The organism is Streptomyces parvus (assembly GCF_032121415.1).
In the GTDB taxonomy this organism is placed as follows: Bacteria; Actinomycetota; Actinomycetes; order Streptomycetales; family Streptomycetaceae; genus Streptomyces; species Streptomyces globisporus_A.
Window position 1 is genome coordinate 419,764 of the sequence record NZ_CP135079.1, and the last position, 17,679, is coordinate 437,442.

The window sequence follows — 17,679 nt, forward strand, 5'->3', positions numbered from 1 at the left end:
CCTCCGAACGTCAGGCGTTCGTCGATGCCGCCGAGGGAGCGTGGCTCAGCGGGCTGACGAGTGCGGCGAGCGCTCGCTCCAGACCGTGCAGGTGGGCCAGGGCAGGGTCCACGGCGACGCCGGGCAGCTCGGGCAGGTGGAAGCCCCGGGCACCCTCGGGGGCGGTCAGGGCCTCGACGGCCGCCTCCACCCGGGAGCACGCGGCCGACAGCCGCGCGTCGTGCGAGGCGTCCGGGTCGGCGGCGATGGAGGCCAGCCCCCGCACTTCCCGTACGCAGTCGTCCAGCAGCGCGATCACCTGGCGGGCGCGCGCCTTGCGGGCCGGCAGCGGGCTCAGGGGGTGCACCAGCGGCGCGAGGGAGAGCCGGACCCGGCCGAGCAGCACCTCCAGCTCCGCGACGCGGGGGGCGGGGTCGGCGAGCGTCGACCCGGCGAGCCGGTCGGCCGCCTCGGCCGTGCAGGCGTGGACGCACCGCAGCGCCTTCTGGATCCAGGCGTCGGTGACGGCGTGGGTGGTGACGGGAAGGACCAGCAGCACGGCGAGCACCGCGCCGAGCGCGCCGACGGCGGTCTCCGCGACGCGCAGCCAGAGCAGGGCGGCGTCCAGGACGCCCAGCGCGCCGTAGAGCATCCCGGCCATCACCGTCACGAAGAACATCATCCAGCTGTACGAGACCGCCGCCGTGTAGAAGATGCCGAAGACGCCGACCGCGACGACGACGGCGGTCGGGACGGCCGCGCCGTCGAGCGGGATGGCAACGGCGAAGCCGGAGACGATGCCGATGACGGTCCCCAGGACCCGGCGGAATCCGCGGACGAGCGTTTCGCCGCGGGAGGTGGTGTTGACGAAGACCCACCAGGTGGCGCCGACCGCCCAGTACCACCGCTCGTCGGACAGGACCTGTCCGATGCCGAGCGCGAAGGCTCCGCCCAGGGTGGCCTGGACGGCCTGCCGGGTGGTGACGCGCAGTCGGCCCCGGATCTCCGGCGGAGCGGGCTGGGCGGGGACGGGGAGCCGTCGCTCGTAGCACCACAGGCCGAAGCGCACGGTGGACGAGGCGCACAGGGAGAGCGTCACGGCGGCGTACAGCTCGGGCAGCTGGCCAGGCACGGTGTGCAGGAACTGGGCGGCGAAGAACATCATGAACGCGAAGACGCCCAGCGCGTGCCCGCGCGGCCCCCACCGCCGGGCGTACACGCCCGCACCCATCACGGCGAGGAAGATCAGGTCCCGGGCGACGGGCTGGTCGTGCAGGACCGCCGCGACCGCGAGGACGGGCAGACCGGCGACGGGCAGCAGGGCGGTGGTGACCGCCTGTCCTCGCACCGTCGGGTCGGTCACGGTGAAGAGGGCGAGCAGCGCCGCGAGGCCGCCGGTGACGGCCGCCACGAGTGAATGCCCGACGAGCCCGCACAGCGCGACCGCGAGGCCGATGCCGACCACGGCACGGGAGGCGAAGCGCAGCCGGACCCGCCCCGGGTCCGGCGCCACGAACACCCTCTTCAGCACGCTTCCACCCCTTCCGCGTCACCGCAGAACTCGCATGAAAAAGGCGCCGCGGAAGTCCGCAGCGCCATCGACGCCACTATTGCAGCATCCAGCGGGCGCACGGATCAAACCGAGAGGGATATGCTGTACCAATGGACCAGTGAAATGGTCGACGAGTCGGCCACAAGCATGCCAACGGACCATCCGGGGGCCTGGGTACGCGTGCTCATCCCCGGAGCAGCCTGTCGCGGCCTCGGCGGCCCGGGGCGGCCCCCTCACCCTGGGTACAGTCGGGGCCGGACAGGACGGCTCGGAAGGAGATCGGCGGATCATGGCGGTGGACGCTCTCGACACCCGGATCCTGCGCCTGTTGATCGAGCAGCCGCGCACCAGCGTCCGGGAGTACGCGCGCATCCTCGGCGTCGCCCGCGGCACCCTGCAGGCCCGGCTCGACCGGCTGGAGCGCGACGGCGTGATCACCGGCACCGGGCCGGCCCTCTCCCCCGCCGCGCTCGGCCACCCCGTGCTCGCCTTCGTCCACCTGGAAGTCACCCAGGGGCATCTGGTCGAGGTGGGCGAGGCGCTGGCGGCCGTGCCCGAGATCATCGAGGCGTTCTCGACGACGGGTGGCGGCGATCTTCTGACCCGGGTCGTCGCCCGGGACAACGGGCACCTGGAGGATGTGATCCAGCGGCTGATTCAGCTGCCGGGGGTCGTCAGGACCCGGACCGATGTGGCGCTGCGCGAGCGGGTGGCGCACCGGGTGCTGCCGCTGGTGGAGTCCGTGGGACGGGCGGCGGGCGACCGGGACCGGCCGGGATCCGGGCCCCTTCAGGGCTGACCCGCCAGGGGTTCCGGTGGACGGCTCGGTGGCTGGAGTACGCCCGTCCTGGGCGGCGGCCGAGCCGCGGCGGACCGGGAGGTGTGGCGGGCCGTCAGCCGAGCCTGCTGAAGGGGCCGTCGGGGCATCGGGGGTCCGCCGGACCGATATCCTGATCATGTCGTTCGCCGCACCGCCCAGGACTCCGCCGGAGACCGGGGGCCCCGGGGGGCCGACAGCCGGAGCGGGCCACAATTCGAGATAGGTGTACAGGTGCTGGTAGCTGGTCGGTACCGATTGGTATCCCCCATCGGTCGTGGCGGCATGGGCGAGGTGTGGCGCGCCACGGACGAGGTCCTGGGACGGGCCGTGGCCGTGAAGCTCCTGCTGGGGGACCAGGCGGACGCCTCGTCGACCGCCCGCTTCCGGCTGGAGGCCCAGACCGCCGCCCGGTTGAGCCACCCGCACCTGGTGGCGGTGTTCGACTTCGGCGCCTGGGAGGACCGGTTCTTCCTGGTGATGGAGCTGGTCGAGGGGCAGAGCCTCGGAGACCTGCTCGCCGCCCAGGAGCGCGTCCACCCCGAACTGGTCGCCCGAATAGCCGGTCAGGCGGCCGCCGGGCTCGCCGCCGCGCACCGCCAGGGCATCGTCCACCGCGACATCAAGCCGGGCAACCTGATGCTGGACGCGGACGGTTCGGTGAAGATCGGCGACTTCGGGATCGCCCAGTTCGTCGACGACCCCTCGACCGCGCTGACGACGGCCGGCCACATCGTCGGCACGAGCCTCTACCTGGCCCCCGAACGCGCGCTGGGACGTACCGCCGACTCCGCGTCCGACATGTACTCCCTGGGCTGTGTCGTCTACCAACTGCTGCTCGGGCAGCCCCCGTTCCGCTCCGACACGGCGACCGCGACGCTGTACCAGCATGTCGACACCCCGCCTGTCCCGCTGCGGCAGCGCGGTGTGGACATCTCCGCCGCCTTCGACTCGTATCTGCTCGGGCTGCTGGCCAAACAGCCGGAGGAGCGGCCCACCGCACAGCAGGTCTCCGACTGGTTCCGCACCGACGCCTGGCGCGGCCGGCCGGAGCCCCTCCCCCAGCAGACGCCCACGTCGCACCGGGCGACCGCCCCCCTGGCCCCGAAGCCCTCCCCCGCGGCCCCGCCCGCACCGGTCGGCCCGACGACGTACCGGCTCCCGGGGCCCACGGGGCGCAGACGGCAGGCGCCGGCCCGCTCGGCTCCGGCCCGCCGTCGCAGCACCCGCGAGGCGATCCGGCGGCGGCCCAGGGTGGCCAGCGCCATCGCGGGCACGGCGACGTTCCTGGCCGCCGTGTATCTGGGGATGATCCTGTTCTCCCCGGAATCCAGCTCCGCCGGTACGCCGGACCAGAGCCCGTCGTCGGCCCCCTCGGCCCCCTCGCAGGACGGCGGCGACGGGCAGCCGGACCATCAGCAGGGCGGGGACGGGGAGGACGGGCAGGACGGCTGAGTCCCGCGCGCCGCTCCCGGGCCCGCCGCCGTCACCAGCGGTCGTGGACCTCTGCGCGGATCGACCGGTCGTACAGCTCGCGCACGGCGTCCAGCGTGCTCTGCGGCAGCGGCGCCAACGCGGCGGCCGCCGCGTTGGCGCGGGTCTGTTCCACCGAGCGCGCTCCGGGGATCACACTGGTGACGCCCGGCTGCTGGATGATCCAGCGCAGCGCGGTCTGCGCCGGGGTGGCGCCCTGCGGGGCCAGCTCGGCGAACTCGGCGGCCGCGGCGACGCCGGTTGCGTAGTCGATGCCGGAGAACGTCTCGCCCTGGTCGAACGCCTCGCCGTGCCGGTTGTACGTCCGGTGGTCCTCGGGGCCGAAGACGGTGTCCTTGGTGTACTTGCCGGAGAGCAGTCCCGAGGCGAGCGGGACCCGGGCGATGATGCCGACGCCCGCGGCGGCGGCCGCCGGGAGGACCTCGTCGAGCGGCTTGAGGCGGAACGGGTTGAGGATGATCTGCACGCTCGCGACGCCGGGGCGCGCGATGGCGGTCAGTGCCTCGGCGCAGGTCTCGACGCTCACCGCGTAGGCGGCGATCCGCTCCTCGGCGACCAGGGTGTCCAGGGCGTCGTAGACGGCGTCGGAGGAGTAGACGCTGCTCGGCGGGCAGTGCAGTTGTACGAGGTCGAGCGTGTCGGTGCCGAGGTTGGCCCGGGAACGGTCGTTCCAGGCACGGAAGTTGTCCAGGACGTAGTTCTCCGGCACCTGGTCGGCGCGGCGGCCCATCTTGGTGGCGACGAAGACGTCCGCGTCGGGGCGGTTCTTGAGGTAGCGGCCGATGAGCTGTTCGCTGCGGCCGTCCCCGTACACGTCCGCGGTGTCGAAGAAGGTGACGCCGGATGCGACGGCCGCGTCGAGGACGTCGAACGCGTCGTCCTCCGCGACCTCTCCCCAGTCGCCGCCGAGTTGCCAGGTGCCCTGTCCCACGACCGAGACGTCACGGCCGGTCCTGCCGAGTGTGCGCTGTTCCATGGGGATCATGCTATTCCGCTTCTCGTGCCGGACGGGGCGGGCGGGGTGGACGGCGGCAGGAGCACCTCTGCCGCCGTCCACGCTGGGGGGGGCTCCCGGTCAGCCGCCGGTCGTCACGAGGTCGTCACCCGGACGTAGTCGACGACCATCTGCTGCGGGAACTGGGTGGAGCCGTCGGGGTCGCCGGGCCAGTAGCCGCCGACCGCGAGGTTCAGGATGAGGAAGAAGGGCTTGTTGAACACCCACTGGTTGCCGCCCAGGTCGGCGGGGGTGCGCCGCTGGAAGACGTTACCGTCGACGGACCAGGTGATGGAGTCGGGCGCCCAGTCGACGGAGAAGGTGTGGAAGTCGTCGGCGAACGCCTGCCCGCCGGGGAGGGTGTACGCCGCGCCGATACCGCCCGAGCCGGAGTAGCCGGGGCCGTGCAGGGTGCCGTGGACCGTGCCGGGCTCGAAGCCGACGTTCTCCATGATGTCGATCTCGCCGCTGTCGGGCCAGCCGACGTTGCCGAAGTCGTCGCCCAGCATCCAGAACGCGGGCCAGATGCCCTGGCCGCGGGGGATCTTGATCCGGGCCTCGACATGGCCGTACGCGGCGGCGAACTTGCCGGAGGTGTTGAGCCGGGAGGAGGTGTACTCGCACGCCCCGTACCAGCACTGGTAGTTGCCCGGGTTCTCCTTGCGGGCGGTGATCACGAGGTTGCCCTGGCCGTCGAGCGCGGCGTTGCCGTTGCCCGGGGTGTAGTACTGCCGCTCGTGGTTGTTGACGTTGTCACCGGTCTCGATCTGCCACTTGCCGCCGTCCACGCCGGCACCGGCCGGGCCGTCGAACTGGTCCTCGAAGGCGACGGCCATGGTCCCCGGTCCGGGGGCCGGGGCTTCGGCGGCGGGTGCGGCGGACGCTCCGCCCGGGAGTGCGGTGAGGATGGCGGAACAGCAGAGCAGCGAGGCCGCGTAGAGGGCGACGCGGCGGCGCCGGGAGACGCTGCGCGCCGTGGAGTGCGTGGAGTGCACGGTCATCACATCACTTCGCGTGGGGGGACATGCGCATGCAGGGCATGCGCATGACAGGTCAACGCCGAGAGGTGAACGGTTGGGGCGATCACCTCGGGCGCATACTTCAATTCTTGATTTAAGGGAGTGCCACAGGAGCCGTCAATAACTTGGTCCGGACCGGAGAAGGAAAGGCATGTTTCATCGGCATATGCGTCCGAAGGCAGCGGCCTCGTCGTGCGGTTCCTCCGGGGCGGCGGCAGAGTGGAGATACGGAGCGGGCGGCGAAGGGAGCACGACGTGGAGAACGACGGCACACCGCGGCCCCACTTCGTCGTACAGATCCATGACGCGCGACGGCTGCACTTCGACTTCCGGCTGGAGGTCGACGGCGTACTGAAGTCCTGGGCGGTGCCCCGCGGGCCGTCGGAGAACCCCAGCGACCGCAGGCTGGCCGTCCCGACGGAGGATCACGCTCTGGAGTACCGCGAGTTCGAAGGGGTCATCCCCCGGGGCGTGTCCGGGAGCGGCACGGTCATCGTCTGGGACCAGGGCACCTACCGGCCGCTCGGACACGACGGGCAGGGCGACTCCGTCCCCTTCGCCGAATCCCTGGAGCTGGGTCACGCGACATTCTGGCTGTACGGGTCGAAGCTGCACGGCGAGTACGCGCTCACCCGCATCCAGAAGGGCGACGAGCAGGACAGCGGCGGCCACGAGGCCTGGCTGCTGATCAAGGCCAACGACCGTCTCGCCGTACGCGGCAGGCCGGGTTCGCCGGACCCGTACCATGCCCGGTCCGCCCGTACGGGACGGACGCTGCACCAGGTCGCCGCGGCGGCGGCCCGGGGCGGCGAGGGCTGACGCGCGGTCCGGGGAGGTCTTGCCCTTTCGCGGTCCCCGGCACGCGGATGATGCGGCAACTCCTCGATCCGTGCGCGCAGTTCCCGGTCCGGACGGGCACCTGCGGGCCGGGGACACGGGGTCGGGATTCGGGGTGCCCGTCCCGGGCCGGGGCGGTCCGGCGTCGGGGTCGCGGGGCCCGGGGAGATCGCGCACGAGGCGCGGGAGCGGGTCGGACACCTGTACCGGCGCACTGGGCAATCCGGCGGAACGCCGCCGCGGAGGCATCCGCGTCCACGCGGGCCCGCAGAACGGCCGGTTCCCGCTCGTGCGGGGCGCCGAGGCCGGCCTCGACGGCCTGCGGGAGGTGCCGGGGGTCGGGACGGTCGAGCAGTTCCCGCCGCCGCTCGGGTTCGCGGGTGAGGTGCCACAGGAACGCCGTCGCCCGGTCGCGTACGGGGCGCAGCTCGGGCGCCACCCGGGCTCTGGCCAGGGCCGATCGCGTACGGTCTCCGCCGACGGCGTCCAGCGCGGCCGAGGGGGCCGTGGGCCATCGGGTCGTCCGGCCGGGTCGTCACCGGCGGAGCGCAGACGGCCGGTTCGCTCCGCCGCCCCGGTTGCCCGGACGCCGGGTACCGCCCCGGCCCGTCCTGATCGATGATGTTGCCCGGGGCCGCCGCCCCGGGGCAGAGCAACAGCCGTGGGAGGAAAGGGTTGTCATGCGGGAACAGCCGACGGACCCGGCGACGACGGACACGGACGCGGGGGACGCGTCCCGTACGGATACGGACGCCCAGGTGATCGTGGTGGGGGCGGGCCCGGCCGGATCCTCGGCCGCGTACCACCTGGCGCGGGCGGGGGTGGACGTGATCCTGCTGGAGAAGGCCCGCTTCCCCCGGGAGAAGGTCTGCGGCGACGGTCTCACCCCGCGGGCGGTGTACCAACTGATCCGGATGGGCGTCGACATCACCGCACCGGGCTGGACGCGTTCGCGCGGGATGCGCTGGGTGGCCGGGAAGCACCGGGTGCACATCGAGTGGCCGGCGCTGGGCCGTTATCCGGACTTCGGCCTCTCCCGCAGCCGCCACGACTTCGACGACATCCTGGCCAGGCACGCCGTGGCGGCGGGGGCCCGGCTGTACAGCGGCTGGAAGGCGGAGCGGCCGCTGACGGACCGGGCGGGCCGCGTCACCGGGGTCGCCGCGTCCTCGGACTCCCCGGACGTTCCGGAGCCGGTCGACTTCCGCGCGCCGGTCGTCATCGCCGCCGACGGGGCGTCCGCCCGCCTCGCCCTGGCGCTGGGTCTGGAGCGGGACCCACGACGGCAGATCGCGACCGCCGCCCGGCGCTACTACCGCAGCCCCGAACGCTCCCGGGAGAAGTACCTGGAGCTGTGGGCCGACCTCCGCTTCCCCGACGGGGGCCCGTACCTCCCCGGCTACGGCTGGATCTTCCCGATGGGCGACGGCCGGGTCAACGTCGGACTCGGGGCGCTCCCCCACCGGCGGCACGGCAAGGCGGACCTGCGCGCCACCCTCGACCAGTGGCTGGCCCGCACCCCGCGGGAGTGGGGGCTGCGCGAGGAGAACGCGGAGGGCCCGGTGCGCAGCGCCGCCCTGCCTCTCGGTTTCAACCGCCATCCGCTCTACGCCCGGGGGCTGTTGCTGGTCGGCGACTCCGGCGGGATGGTCAGCCCCTGGAACGGTGAGGGCATCGCCCAGGCGATGGAGGCGGGCGAGGTGGCCGCCGAGACCGCGGCCCTCGCCCTGGCGCACGCCCGAGGCCCCCGCCGCGAACAGGTGCTGCGCGGCTACCCGGTGGAGATGCACCGCCGCTGGGGCCGCCACTACCGCCTGGGCAACACCGCGGCCGATCTGATCTTCAGCCGCTCGGGCTTCCAGCCGGTGCTCAACCGGTACGTCATGGGCTCGCCCTTCCTCCTCGACCTGCTGGCCCGGCTGCTCACCGACCTCACGGACAAGCCCTCGCGCGATGTGGCCGACCACGTCCTCAACACGGCGTTCCGCCTGGTCCCGGCGCCGGGACCGGGTCCGCGGCCGGGGCGGCACGGCGGCCCCCCGGGCCGGAAGCGCTGAGTCCGCGAGCCGGTTCCAGAGGGCGGGGCGGGCTGCTGCGCCTGGAGCACCACCACGCGCCGTACCCCTTCGATCCGGGCGGTACCCGATCCACGATTCCCAGCGGGCTTTCAAGGACCAGGAGCACGACGCGGACAGCGCCCCGGGCCGGCCGTCTCCCCCACGGTCACCCGAGAGGAGACGGCCGGACACGACGTCCCCCTGGGCCATGCCCTAGGACGCGGCCCCGGGGGGCGTCCGCGGGTGCAGGAGCCTGGCGAGCAGGTCGTCCAGGCTGACCAGTCCGGTGAGCCGGCCCTCCCCGTCCCGTACGACGGCGATGGTGGCCCGCCGCTCACGCAACTGCTCCACCGCGTGCGCCGCGGTGGCGTCCGGGGCGAGTTCCGGGACCGGGCGGGCCAGGGCGCGGGCGAGGACGTCCCGGCCTCCGGCGCGGGCCACGAGGGCGTCCCGGGCGTGCACCGACCCGAGGACCTCCTCCCCGTCCCGTACCAGCAGACGGGTGCGGTCGGCCTCGGCGGCGGTGGACAGGATCCGGTCGAGTCCCGCGTCCGCCGGGACGGTCGCGATCCGTTCCACGGGGATCCGGAGTTCGGAGACCGGGGTCGCCGGCTCGGTCAGGGACCGGGTCATCAGTCCGGAGTCGCCCGTGCTGATCAGCCCGAGACGCTCGGACTCCTCGATCAGATGGGTGAGCTGGTCGCGGTTGTGCACCGAGGTGAGTTCGTCGCGCGGGGTGACCCGGCACAGCCGTACGAGGGCGTTGCTGACCGCGTTCAGCAGCCGGATCAGCGGGCGTACGGCGCCCACGAGAGCCCGGAAGGCCGGGCTCAGGAGCATCGCCGAGCGCTCCGGGTGGGCGATGGCCCAGGATTTCGGGGCCATTTCGCCGACCACCATGTGCAGGAAGACGACGATGACCATCGCCAGCGCGAAGGCGATTCCGTAGCTGAGGGCGGCGGGCAGCCCGAGCCGCTCCAGCAGCGGGTCCAGCTCGTGGGAGATGGCGGGCTTGGACACGGAGCCCAGGCCCAGGGTGCAGATGGTGATGCCGAGCTGGGCGCCCGCGAGCATCAGCGACAGCTCGCGCATCCCGGCGAGCGCCGCCCCGGCACCGCGCTGCCCGCGGGCCACGGCCTGCTCCATGCGGTGGCGCTTGGCGGCGACCAGGGCGAATTCGGCGGCGACGAAGAACCCGCTGCCGATGAGCAGCAGGACGGTCACGAAGAGGGCCAGGGGGAAGCTCATGCCTGCGGCTCCTGTCCGGTGCGATCGCCCTCGGCGGTCGGATCGGCGTCGGCGGTGCGGTCTTCGCGCTCGATGCGGACGTACTCGGCGACGTGCCGGTCGAGGGAGCGGACGGCGATCCGGACGCCGGGGACGGTCAACCGGTCCCCCACCGTCGGGAAGCGGCCGAGCCGGTCGATGATCAGTCCGGCCAGGGTGTCGTAGTCGTCGCTCTCCTGGGGCAGTTCGATCCCGGTGGCCTCCTCGATCTCGTCGAGGCGGCGGCCCGCGTCCACGATCCAGCCGGAGCCCTCGGCGACGGCGAGTTCGACGACCGTGTCGGACTCGTCGGCGATGTCCCCGACGAGTTCCTCGGCGATGTCCTCGTACGTGACGATCCCGGCGAGACCGCCGTGCTCGTCCAGGACCACGGCGAACTCGTCGTCGCGCTCCCGCATCTGCGCGACCGCGGCCGGGAGCCTGAGCAGCTCCGGCAGCAGGAGGGGGCGGCGGGCCAGGGAGCCGACGGTGGCGCGGCCGATCTCCGCGGCGGGCAGCCGCATCAGTTCCCGTACGCCCAGGACGCCTGCCGGGTCGTCGGGGTGGTCACCGAGTACCGGGTAGTTGGAGTGGCCGTGGCGGGCGATCAGCTTCACGGCCTCGGCGGCCAGGGCGTCCCGGCGGACGAAGGCGACGTCGGCGCGCGGGATCATCACCTCACCCAGGGTCCGCTCGGAGAACTCCAGGGCGTGGTCCATCAGTTCGGCGGTCGCGGCGGGCAGCTCGCCCTGCTCGTGGGATTCGCCGATGAGGTGGCCCAGCTCCTCCAGGGTGGCGCCGTGGTGCAGTTCCTCGACGGGTTCGATGCCGAGCCGGCGCAGCAGCCGGTTGGCCGCGCTGTCGAAGATGTGGATCACCGGGCCGACGACCCGGAGGTAGACCAGGGTGGAGGCGGCCAGGGACTTCGCCATCCGCTCGGGGATGGCGAGGGCCAGGTTCTTGGGGGCGAGTTCGCCCAGGACCATCTGGATGACGGTCGCCACCACGAAGGACAGCACGACGGAGATGCCGGAGACCACGCCGTCGGGGAGGCCGGTGCCGCTGAGGACGGGGCGCAGCAGCGCGGAGACGGACGGTTCGGCGAGGAAGCCGACGACGAGTCCGGTGACGGTGATGCCGAGCTGGGCGCCGGAGAGCATGAACGAGAGGCGTTCCAGCACCTTCACGGCGCGGGCGGCCCGCTTGTCACCGGCCGCGGCCTCCCGGGCGAGGGTCAGCCGGTCCGCGGAGACGTACGCGAACTCCTGGGCGACGAAGTAGCCGGTCCCGGCGGTGAGGACGAAGACGGCCAGGAGGCCGAGCAGTGCGGCGGTCATCGGGTCCTCGCCCCGTGGGAGCGGCGGCCGGCCCGGCCCGTGCCCGCGTCGGCGGATCGGATGCGGTGGAAGTCAGGCCCCAAAGAGCGAAGGTCGGGCCCCGAAGGGCCCGTACTGGCAGACAACGCGTGGCTCCTGTCCGGCTGGATCGTCCAGCCACTGTGTGGAGGGGGTCGGCCCGCTCCGCCGCACCGGTGCGTTTCCGGTCCTGCCCACGGTCGGGCCTGCGGTCCATGAACTCTACAGCGGAGTAGATGGGCGGCTCGGGGGCGGCTTCCGTGGTGAGAACCGTACGCCAATGGGCATATTCAGAGAGGAAACGGACACCTCGCGCGGTCACGCCGGGTCGAGCGCCGGGCGGAATCCTCGGGCCCCTTACAGCGGGGTCGCCGCCTCCAGGACGAGGAACAGGGCGACGGCCGCGTTCAACGCGGACAGCGCGGAGACGGTCGCCCCGGCCGCGGCGACGAGCGCGGCAGCCCCGGCCGGGGTGAGGGCCGGGGGCCAGCCGCGGTCCGGCGGCACCGGCCCCAGGAGCGCCGCCACCCGGCGCGGCACCGGGCCCGCGGTGGCGAAGGCGGCGAAGGCCGCGCCGCCGGGCACCGGACGGGCGACGAGCGCGGCCTTGCCGACCGCGCGGGCGGTCAGCCGGCGGTCGCCGGTGACCCGGGCCGCCTCCTCGTCCGCCCAGCGCTCCGTGCTGTAGACCAGGGCCCCGAGCAGCGGCCACAGGAGGGGGTTGACGCAGCGGGCCAGCCGGGTCGCGAGCAGCAGCCGGTGGTGGCGCCCCGTCAGGTGGGCCCGTTCGTGGGCGAACAGCGCCCGGTGCTCTGCCGGTTCGAGAGAGGCGAGCATGGCCGTGGAGACCATCACCCGCCCCGGGGAGCCGGGGAGCGCGTAGGCGTACGGGCTGGCGTCGGGCAGCACGGCGACGTCGTCGTCCCCTCCCAGCCCCCGCAACGCCCGGTGGGCCCGGGCCCGGAAGCGGAAGTGGCGGTGGACGGTGAAGCCGCAGGCCGCGGTGACGACCACGAGCGCCAGGATGGACGCCTTGCCGGCGAACGCGTCGTGCGGCACGGCCTCGCGGACCTCGTCGTCGGACCAGCCGTCGGGCAGCGGGTTGCCGGGCAGCTGGGCGGTGCCCACGACCACCAGCAGCCCGAGGCACAGCAGGCTGCAGGAGGCGAGGATGACGGCGACGGTGGTCAGCAGCCGGGCGGCCCTGCGAGGGTGCAGATGCTGCTCGGCCAGGCGTGCGATCGGCAGCGCGGTCAGGGGCAGCACGAGGGGCAGGTAGACGAAGACCCCCATCGTCAGCGCTCCGGCCGGTCCGAGGGCGCGCCGGTGCCGTCGGGGCCGCTCTCGGCGAGCAGGGACCGCAGCAGGTCCTCGTCGTGGGAGGAGAGGACGGAGACGAAGCTGGAGAGCACCGCGTCACGGTCGCTCTGCTTGTCGAGGAGCCGGCGCATCCGCAGGGCGGCGAGCCCCGCCTCGTTCGCCACGGGCTCCCACAGGACGGGGCGCCCCCGTCCGGTGCGCGTGACGGCCTGCTTGGCGTGCAGCCGGGTCAGGATGGTGATGACGGTGCTGTACGAGAGGCCGGCGCCGAGCCGCTCCTGCACCCAGGCCGCGGTCACCGGTTCGCTCGCCTCGCCCAGCACCGACAGCACCTGGGCCTCCAGCTCGCCCTGGCCGCGCCTGCGGGCGGGCGCCTCCCGTTCGCCACCGGCTCTTTCGGCGTCCACGGTACGGCCCCTTTCTCCGTCTCGCCGCCCGGGTCTCTCCGTTCGGCCGCCCGGCCGTGGCACTGGACCCGCCGGGCATCGGGAAATCGTATCCAGCCGGCGGAGGGGCCGGCCACCGACCGGCGCGGGAACGCGCACGCCCGGCCGACCGGACCGCTCTCCCGCCCCGGTCCGACCGCCTCCTGGCCATGGAAATCTACAGTGCTGTAGATTTTCCTCACTGCCGCTGGACAAGGGAGAAGATCATGGGTGTGAGCCTCGCCAAGGGTGGAAACGTCTCGCTGAGCAAGGAGGCTCCGGGGCTGACCGCGGTCCTCGTCGGTCTGGGCTGGGACGTCCGCACCACCACGGGCTCCGACTACGACCTGGACGCGAGCGCCCTGCTCTGCGACGAGGCCGGCAAGGTGCTGTCAAACGGGCACTTCGTCTTCTACAACAACCTGAAGAGCCCCGACGGTTCGGTCGAGCACACCGGTGACAACCTCACCGGTGAGGGCGAGGGCGACGACGAGATCGTCAAGGTCGACCTCGCCGCGGTGCCCGCGACCGTCGCGAAGATCGTGTTCCCGGTCTCGATCCACGACGCCGAGAGCCGGGGCCAGAGCTTCGGCCAGGTCCGCAACGCGTACATCCGGGTGGTGAACCAGGCGGGCGGCGCGGAGATCGCCCGCTACGACCTGAGCGAGGACGCCTCCACCGAGACGGCGATGGTCTTCGGCGAGCTGTACCGGCACGGCGCGGAGTGGAAGTTCCGTGCGGTCGGGCAGGGTTACGCATCCGGGCTGAGCGGCATCGTCGCCGACTACGGCGTCAGTCTCTGAGCCGCTCGGACGCGATCACGGAAGGCGGAACGATGACGATCAACCTCACCAAGGGCCAGCAGGTCAGCCTCACCAAGTCCGGCGGCGGCGAGCTCGACGTCGTACGGATGGGTCTTGGCTGGAAGTCCGCTCCCCGCAAGGGATTTCTGGCGCGGCTGACCGCCCGCGAGATCGACCTGGACGCCTCGGCGGTGCTCTTCGCGGGCCGGGCCCCGCAGGACGTGGTCTTCTTCCAGCATCTGACCAGCGACGACGGCTCGGTCCAGCACACCGGGGACAACCGGGTCGGCGGGGCGGGCCAGGGCGGTGACGACGAGTCGATCGTCGTCGACCTGCGACGCGTGCCGGCCCATGTGGACCAGATCGTCTTCACGGTGAACTCGTTCACCGGCCAGACCTTCGAGGAGGTCGAAGCGGCGTTCTGCCGGCTGGTCGACGAGAGCAACGGACAGGAGCTGGCCCGGTACACGCTGACCGGCGGGGGGCGGCACACCGCCCAGATCATGGCCAAGGTCCAGCGGACGGGCTCGGGCTGGCAGATGACCGCGATCGGCGCACCGGCGGACGGGCGGACCTTTCAGGACCTCATGCCCGCGGTCGCCCAGCACCTCTGACCCCGTCCGGCCGCGGCGCGGGGGTGCGCACGTGCCGCGTGCGCACCCCCGCGCCGCCTTCACGACCACCCACTCCACACGTATCGGCACACGTATCGACCGAGGGACAGCATGGGCAGACCTTCCCGGCTCGGGGACGAGGACAGATCCGACTACGCGAGCGCGCTCGACGAGGTGATCGCCTCCCCGGAGATCCGACGCCTGCTGGAGCGCTCGGGCGTCCCCGCCGACCGGCTGCGCGTCCGGGGCCTGGCGGCCGTGGCGCGCACGGCGACTGCCGCCGACGCGGAGTACCGGAGGTACGCGGCCGTGCGGCTCCACGCGCAGGGCGGGCGGCGGGACGCCCGGACGGCGCCGCTCTCCGGTCCCGGTGATCAGGAGCGGTCGGGGGCCGGGGTGTTGGCGGTCCTCGGGGTGCTGACGCCGGTGCTCGCCGCCGTGGCCGCGGCGACGTTCCTGCTGCTCGGGTACGGTCTGCGGCTCGCCGACACGCTGCCCGCCCTGGCGGACACCCTGGTCGGCGTCGGCTGGTTCAGCGTGGCGGTCGCGGGGGTCGCGGCGCTGGTCAGCGTGGTCGCCCTCTACCGGACGGCGGCGCGGCAGTCGGCGGCGGGCGTGGTGGCCGTACCCGATCCGTCCGCCGCCGATTCTCCCGCGCTCGCCCAGGCCCGTCGGGCGTGGCTCGTGGCGCTGCGCGACCGGGGGATCCGGCCGCTCCTCCTCCAGGAGCTGGCCGAGGCGGCGTCCGCGCAGGGTGCGGGCGAGAGGCGCGGGTTCGGCTTCAGCTCACCGGCGTTCGCGGGGCCCGACCACTCCGGGCCGGAGTTCGAGGGTTCGGCGCCACCCGCTCCCCGGCAGCCCTGACCAGGGCGCCCATGACCCGGGTGTCCCGGCCCATCTCCGGGTGCCACTGCACCCCGAGCACCAGGCTGCCGTGGCCCGGGAGTTCCAGTGCCTCCACGGTCCCGTCCGGGGCGTGGGCGGAAGCCACCAGGCCGGCGCCCAGGCGGTCGACCGCCTGGTGGTGGTAGGCGGGCACCATGGCGGTCTCGGGGACGGCGTCCGCGTACACGGTGCCGGCCACAGGGGCCACCGGGTGGCTGCCGAAGACGCCGAGGCCGCCGGTGTGGTCCTCCAGGTGCTGGATCAGCGTGCCGCCGCGGGCGACGTTGAGCAGTTGCATGCCCCGGCAGATGCCGAGCAGGGGGACGTGCTGGTCGATCGCCGCCCGGATCAACGCCAGCTCCCAGGCGTCGCGTTCGCGGGCCGGGGGGCCGGTACGGGGGTCGGGGACCGCCCCGTACCGGGCGGGCTCGACGTCCGCTCCCCCGGCGATCACCAGCCCGTCCAGGGCGGCGACGGTGTCCCGGGCCGCGTCCTCGGCGTCATCGGGCGGCAGCAGCACCGCGAGCCCGCCCGCCGCCCGGACGAGGCGCGGATAGGCGGCGGGCAGCAGCACCGCGGGCATCTCCCAGACACCCCACCGGGCCGGGTCCTGGTAGGTGCTGATGCCGATGACGGGCCGGGGCATGGAACGTACTCCTTCGGTCGGGGGATCGCGTCGGCGGCCGGGGGGCGCTCAGTCGCGGGCGAGTTCGGCCTCGGCCGCCGCCAGTGCGGCGAACTCCTCCTCCGGGGCTCCCGCGACCAGCCGGTGACGGCTGTAGAGGGCGAAGTAGGCCAGCGCCACCGCGTACACGGCGAGCGCGATGAACGCCGCGTCGCGGTCCACCAGGAAGGTCGCCACCAGGGCCGAGCATGCCAGAGCGAAGGCGACGGACGAGGTGAGCGCGCCGCCGGGGGTGCGATAGGGGCGCGGCAGCTCCGGTTCGCGGCGGCGCAGCACCAGGTGGGAGAGGGCCATGAGCGCGTAGCTGATGGTGGCGCCGAAGACGGCGACGTTGAGCATCCGGCCGCCGTTGCCGCTCCAGGCGGCGAGCGTGAAGCCGATGACGCCGGGGATCAGCAGGCCGAGGTAGGGGGACTTGCGGCGGTTGGTGAGGGAGAGGAAGCGGGGCAGATAACCCGCCCGGGAGAGGGCGAAGAGCTGGCGGGAGCCGGCGAAGATCAGGGAGAAGAAGGAGGCGACGAGCCCGGCGAGGCCCGCGTAGTTCACGAAGCGGCTCAGGGCGGTCGGTTCGCCGTCGCCCTGGAGGGCCACCACGAGCGGGTTCCCGGCCTCCTTGATGGCGTTCGCGCCCTGGGCTCCGGTGGCCGAGACGAAGGTGATCAGGGCCAGGAAGACCAGTACGGCCAGCGAGATGGCCAGGGCCCTGGGCATCGAGCGGACCGGGTCCTTGGCCTCCTCGGCGGCGAGCGGCACACCCTCCACCCCGAGGAAGAACCACATGCCGAAGGGGAAGGCGGCCCAGATCCCGAGGAGTCCGTACGGCAGCCAGGAGGAGGAGCCGAAGGCGGAGGCGTCGGCCGGGATGTCGTTGAGGCGGCCCGCGTCGAACTCGGTGAACGCGCCGACGGCGAAGACCAGCAGCGCGGCCACCGCGATGGCGGTCACCACCAGGCTGAAGCGGAGCGCCTCGCCGACGCCCCAGAGGTGGATGCCGATGAAGATCGCGAAGCAGGCGAGGTAGACGGGCCAGCCGGAGGTGAGGCCGAACAGCCCGAGCGATTCGACGTAGTCGCCGATGAAGAGGGAGATGGCGGCGGGCGCGAGGATGTACTCGATGAGGATGGCCGTCCCCGTCAGGAAGCCGCCCCAGGTGCCGAGCGCCCGCCGCGCGAAGCCGTAACCGCCGCCCGCCGTGGGGAGGATGGCGGAGAGCTCGGCCAGCGCGAAGACCAGACACGCGTACATGACGCCCATCAGGACCGTGGCCACGGCGAGTCCGCCGAAGCCGCCTTTGGACAGGCCGATGTTCCAGCCGGAGAAGTCGCCGGAGACCACGTAGGCCACGCCGAGTCCGGTCAGCAGGAGCCAGCCGGCGCTGCCTCGGCGCAGGGTCCTGCGGTGCAGATACGCGTCCGTGCCGGACTTCGCCGGGCCCGCGTCACCGGGTGGTCCGGCGGGTGTTTCGGTTCCCTGAGCCATGAGGCGCTCCAGATGTGTGTCGACTTCATCGTTGGAACTGCTTCGATCAAAGGTTCGTCGGCACACCTTTGTGGAACGTGGCGGCGCCTGGCAAGGGG

The 17,679-nt window shown here is 73.2% G+C and carries 16 protein-coding genes; 7 read left to right on the forward strand and 9 right to left on the reverse strand.

Features of this window, described 5'->3' with window-relative positions:
- Positions 1-10 precede the first annotated feature (10 nt).
- Positions 11-1,510, reverse strand: a complete 1,500-nt coding sequence (locus tag RNL97_RS02855; RefSeq protein WP_030581010.1) for an FUSC family protein — start codon at positions 1,508-1,510, stop codon at positions 11-13.
- A gap of 310 nt (positions 1,511-1,820) precedes the next feature.
- Between RNL97_RS02855 and RNL97_RS02860 the strand changes: the two genes are divergently transcribed.
- Positions 1,821-2,330: an Lrp/AsnC family transcriptional regulator gene (locus tag RNL97_RS02860; RefSeq protein WP_030581008.1), complete on the forward strand. Its 510-nt coding sequence runs from the start codon at positions 1,821-1,823 to the stop codon at positions 2,328-2,330.
- 252 nt (positions 2,331-2,582) lie between these two features.
- Positions 2,583-3,803 (forward strand): serine/threonine-protein kinase, encoded by a 1,221-nt coding sequence (locus RNL97_RS02865; RefSeq protein ID WP_462983223.1) that lies wholly within the window; start codon positions 2,583-2,585, stop codon positions 3,801-3,803.
- Between the two features lie 31 nt (positions 3,804-3,834).
- On the opposite strand, the gene RNL97_RS02870 is transcribed toward RNL97_RS02865, so the two are convergent.
- Together RNL97_RS02870 and RNL97_RS02875 are read right to left on the reverse strand one after the other, a co-directional pair.
- A complete protein-coding gene (locus RNL97_RS02870; RefSeq protein WP_313750322.1) occupies positions 3,835-4,827 on the reverse strand; it encodes an aldo/keto reductase in 993 nt (330 codons plus the stop codon).
- A gap of 104 nt (positions 4,828-4,931) precedes the next feature.
- Entirely contained in the window at positions 4,932-5,837 is a 906-nt protein-coding gene (locus tag RNL97_RS02875; RefSeq protein WP_243313191.1) for a glycoside hydrolase family 16 protein, read from the reverse strand.
- 273 nt (positions 5,838-6,110) lie between these two features.
- Between RNL97_RS02875 and RNL97_RS02880 the strand changes: the two genes are divergently transcribed.
- Positions 6,111-6,674, forward strand: a complete 564-nt coding sequence (locus tag RNL97_RS02880) for a DNA polymerase ligase N-terminal domain-containing protein (RefSeq protein ID WP_030580996.1) — start codon at positions 6,111-6,113, stop codon at positions 6,672-6,674.
- Positions 6,675-7,372: 698 nt separating this feature from the next.
- Positions 7,373-8,749: a geranylgeranyl reductase family protein gene (locus RNL97_RS02885; RefSeq protein WP_313750323.1), complete on the forward strand. Its 1,377-nt coding sequence runs from the start codon at positions 7,373-7,375 to the stop codon at positions 8,747-8,749.
- Between the two features lie 213 nt (positions 8,750-8,962).
- Here the strand turns inward: RNL97_RS02885 and RNL97_RS02890 are convergent, their stop codons facing one another.
- The 4 genes from RNL97_RS02890 to RNL97_RS02905 form a co-directional block, all read right to left on the reverse strand.
- Positions 8,963-9,997: a hemolysin family protein gene (locus RNL97_RS02890; RefSeq protein ID WP_030580991.1), complete on the reverse strand. Its 1,035-nt coding sequence runs from the start codon at positions 9,995-9,997 to the stop codon at positions 8,963-8,965.
- Positions 9,994-11,352, reverse strand: a complete 1,359-nt coding sequence (locus RNL97_RS02895) for a hemolysin family protein (protein WP_243313200.1) — start codon at positions 11,350-11,352, stop codon at positions 9,994-9,996. Before RNL97_RS02895 ends, RNL97_RS02890 begins: the two co-directional genes overlap by 4 nt.
- Before the next feature lie 375 nt (positions 11,353-11,727).
- The gene (locus tag RNL97_RS02900; RefSeq protein WP_030580985.1) at positions 11,728-12,663 is read right to left on the reverse strand and encodes a M56 family metallopeptidase; all 936 of its coding nucleotides are present in this window, start codon (positions 12,661-12,663) and stop codon (positions 11,728-11,730) included.
- A 2-nt stretch (positions 12,664-12,665) separates the two neighbouring features.
- Positions 12,666-13,097, reverse strand: a complete 432-nt coding sequence (locus RNL97_RS02905) for a BlaI/MecI/CopY family transcriptional regulator (RefSeq protein WP_030580982.1) — start codon at positions 13,095-13,097, stop codon at positions 12,666-12,668.
- Positions 13,098-13,342: 245 nt separating this feature from the next.
- Between RNL97_RS02905 and RNL97_RS02910 the strand changes: the two genes are divergently transcribed.
- The 3 genes from RNL97_RS02910 to RNL97_RS02920 all read left to right on the forward strand — a co-directional run bounded on the left by RNL97_RS02910 (position 13,343) and on the right by RNL97_RS02920 (position 15,396).
- On the forward strand, positions 13,343-13,918 hold the full coding sequence (locus tag RNL97_RS02910) for a TerD family protein (RefSeq protein ID WP_030580979.1): 576 nt from the start codon (positions 13,343-13,345) through the stop codon (positions 13,916-13,918).
- A gap of 32 nt (positions 13,919-13,950) precedes the next feature.
- Positions 13,951-14,532: a TerD family protein gene (locus RNL97_RS02915; RefSeq protein WP_030580976.1), complete on the forward strand. Its 582-nt coding sequence runs from the start codon at positions 13,951-13,953 to the stop codon at positions 14,530-14,532.
- A 111-nt stretch (positions 14,533-14,643) separates the two neighbouring features.
- Positions 14,644-15,396: a hypothetical protein gene (locus RNL97_RS02920; protein ID WP_313750324.1), complete on the forward strand. Its 753-nt coding sequence runs from the start codon at positions 14,644-14,646 to the stop codon at positions 15,394-15,396.
- Here the strand turns inward: RNL97_RS02920 and RNL97_RS02925 are convergent.
- Both RNL97_RS02925 and eat read right to left on the reverse strand, forming a co-directional pair.
- On the reverse strand, positions 15,314-16,063 hold the full coding sequence (locus tag RNL97_RS02925; protein WP_243313205.1) for a gamma-glutamyl-gamma-aminobutyrate hydrolase family protein: 750 nt from the start codon (positions 16,061-16,063) through the stop codon (positions 15,314-15,316). The genes RNL97_RS02920 and RNL97_RS02925 overlap by 83 nt on opposite strands.
- Before the next feature lie 48 nt (positions 16,064-16,111).
- On the reverse strand, positions 16,112-17,581 hold the full coding sequence (eat, locus tag RNL97_RS02930) for an ethanolamine permease (protein ID WP_030580967.1): 1,470 nt from the start codon (positions 17,579-17,581) through the stop codon (positions 16,112-16,114).
- Positions 17,582-17,679: the final 98 nt, after the last annotated feature.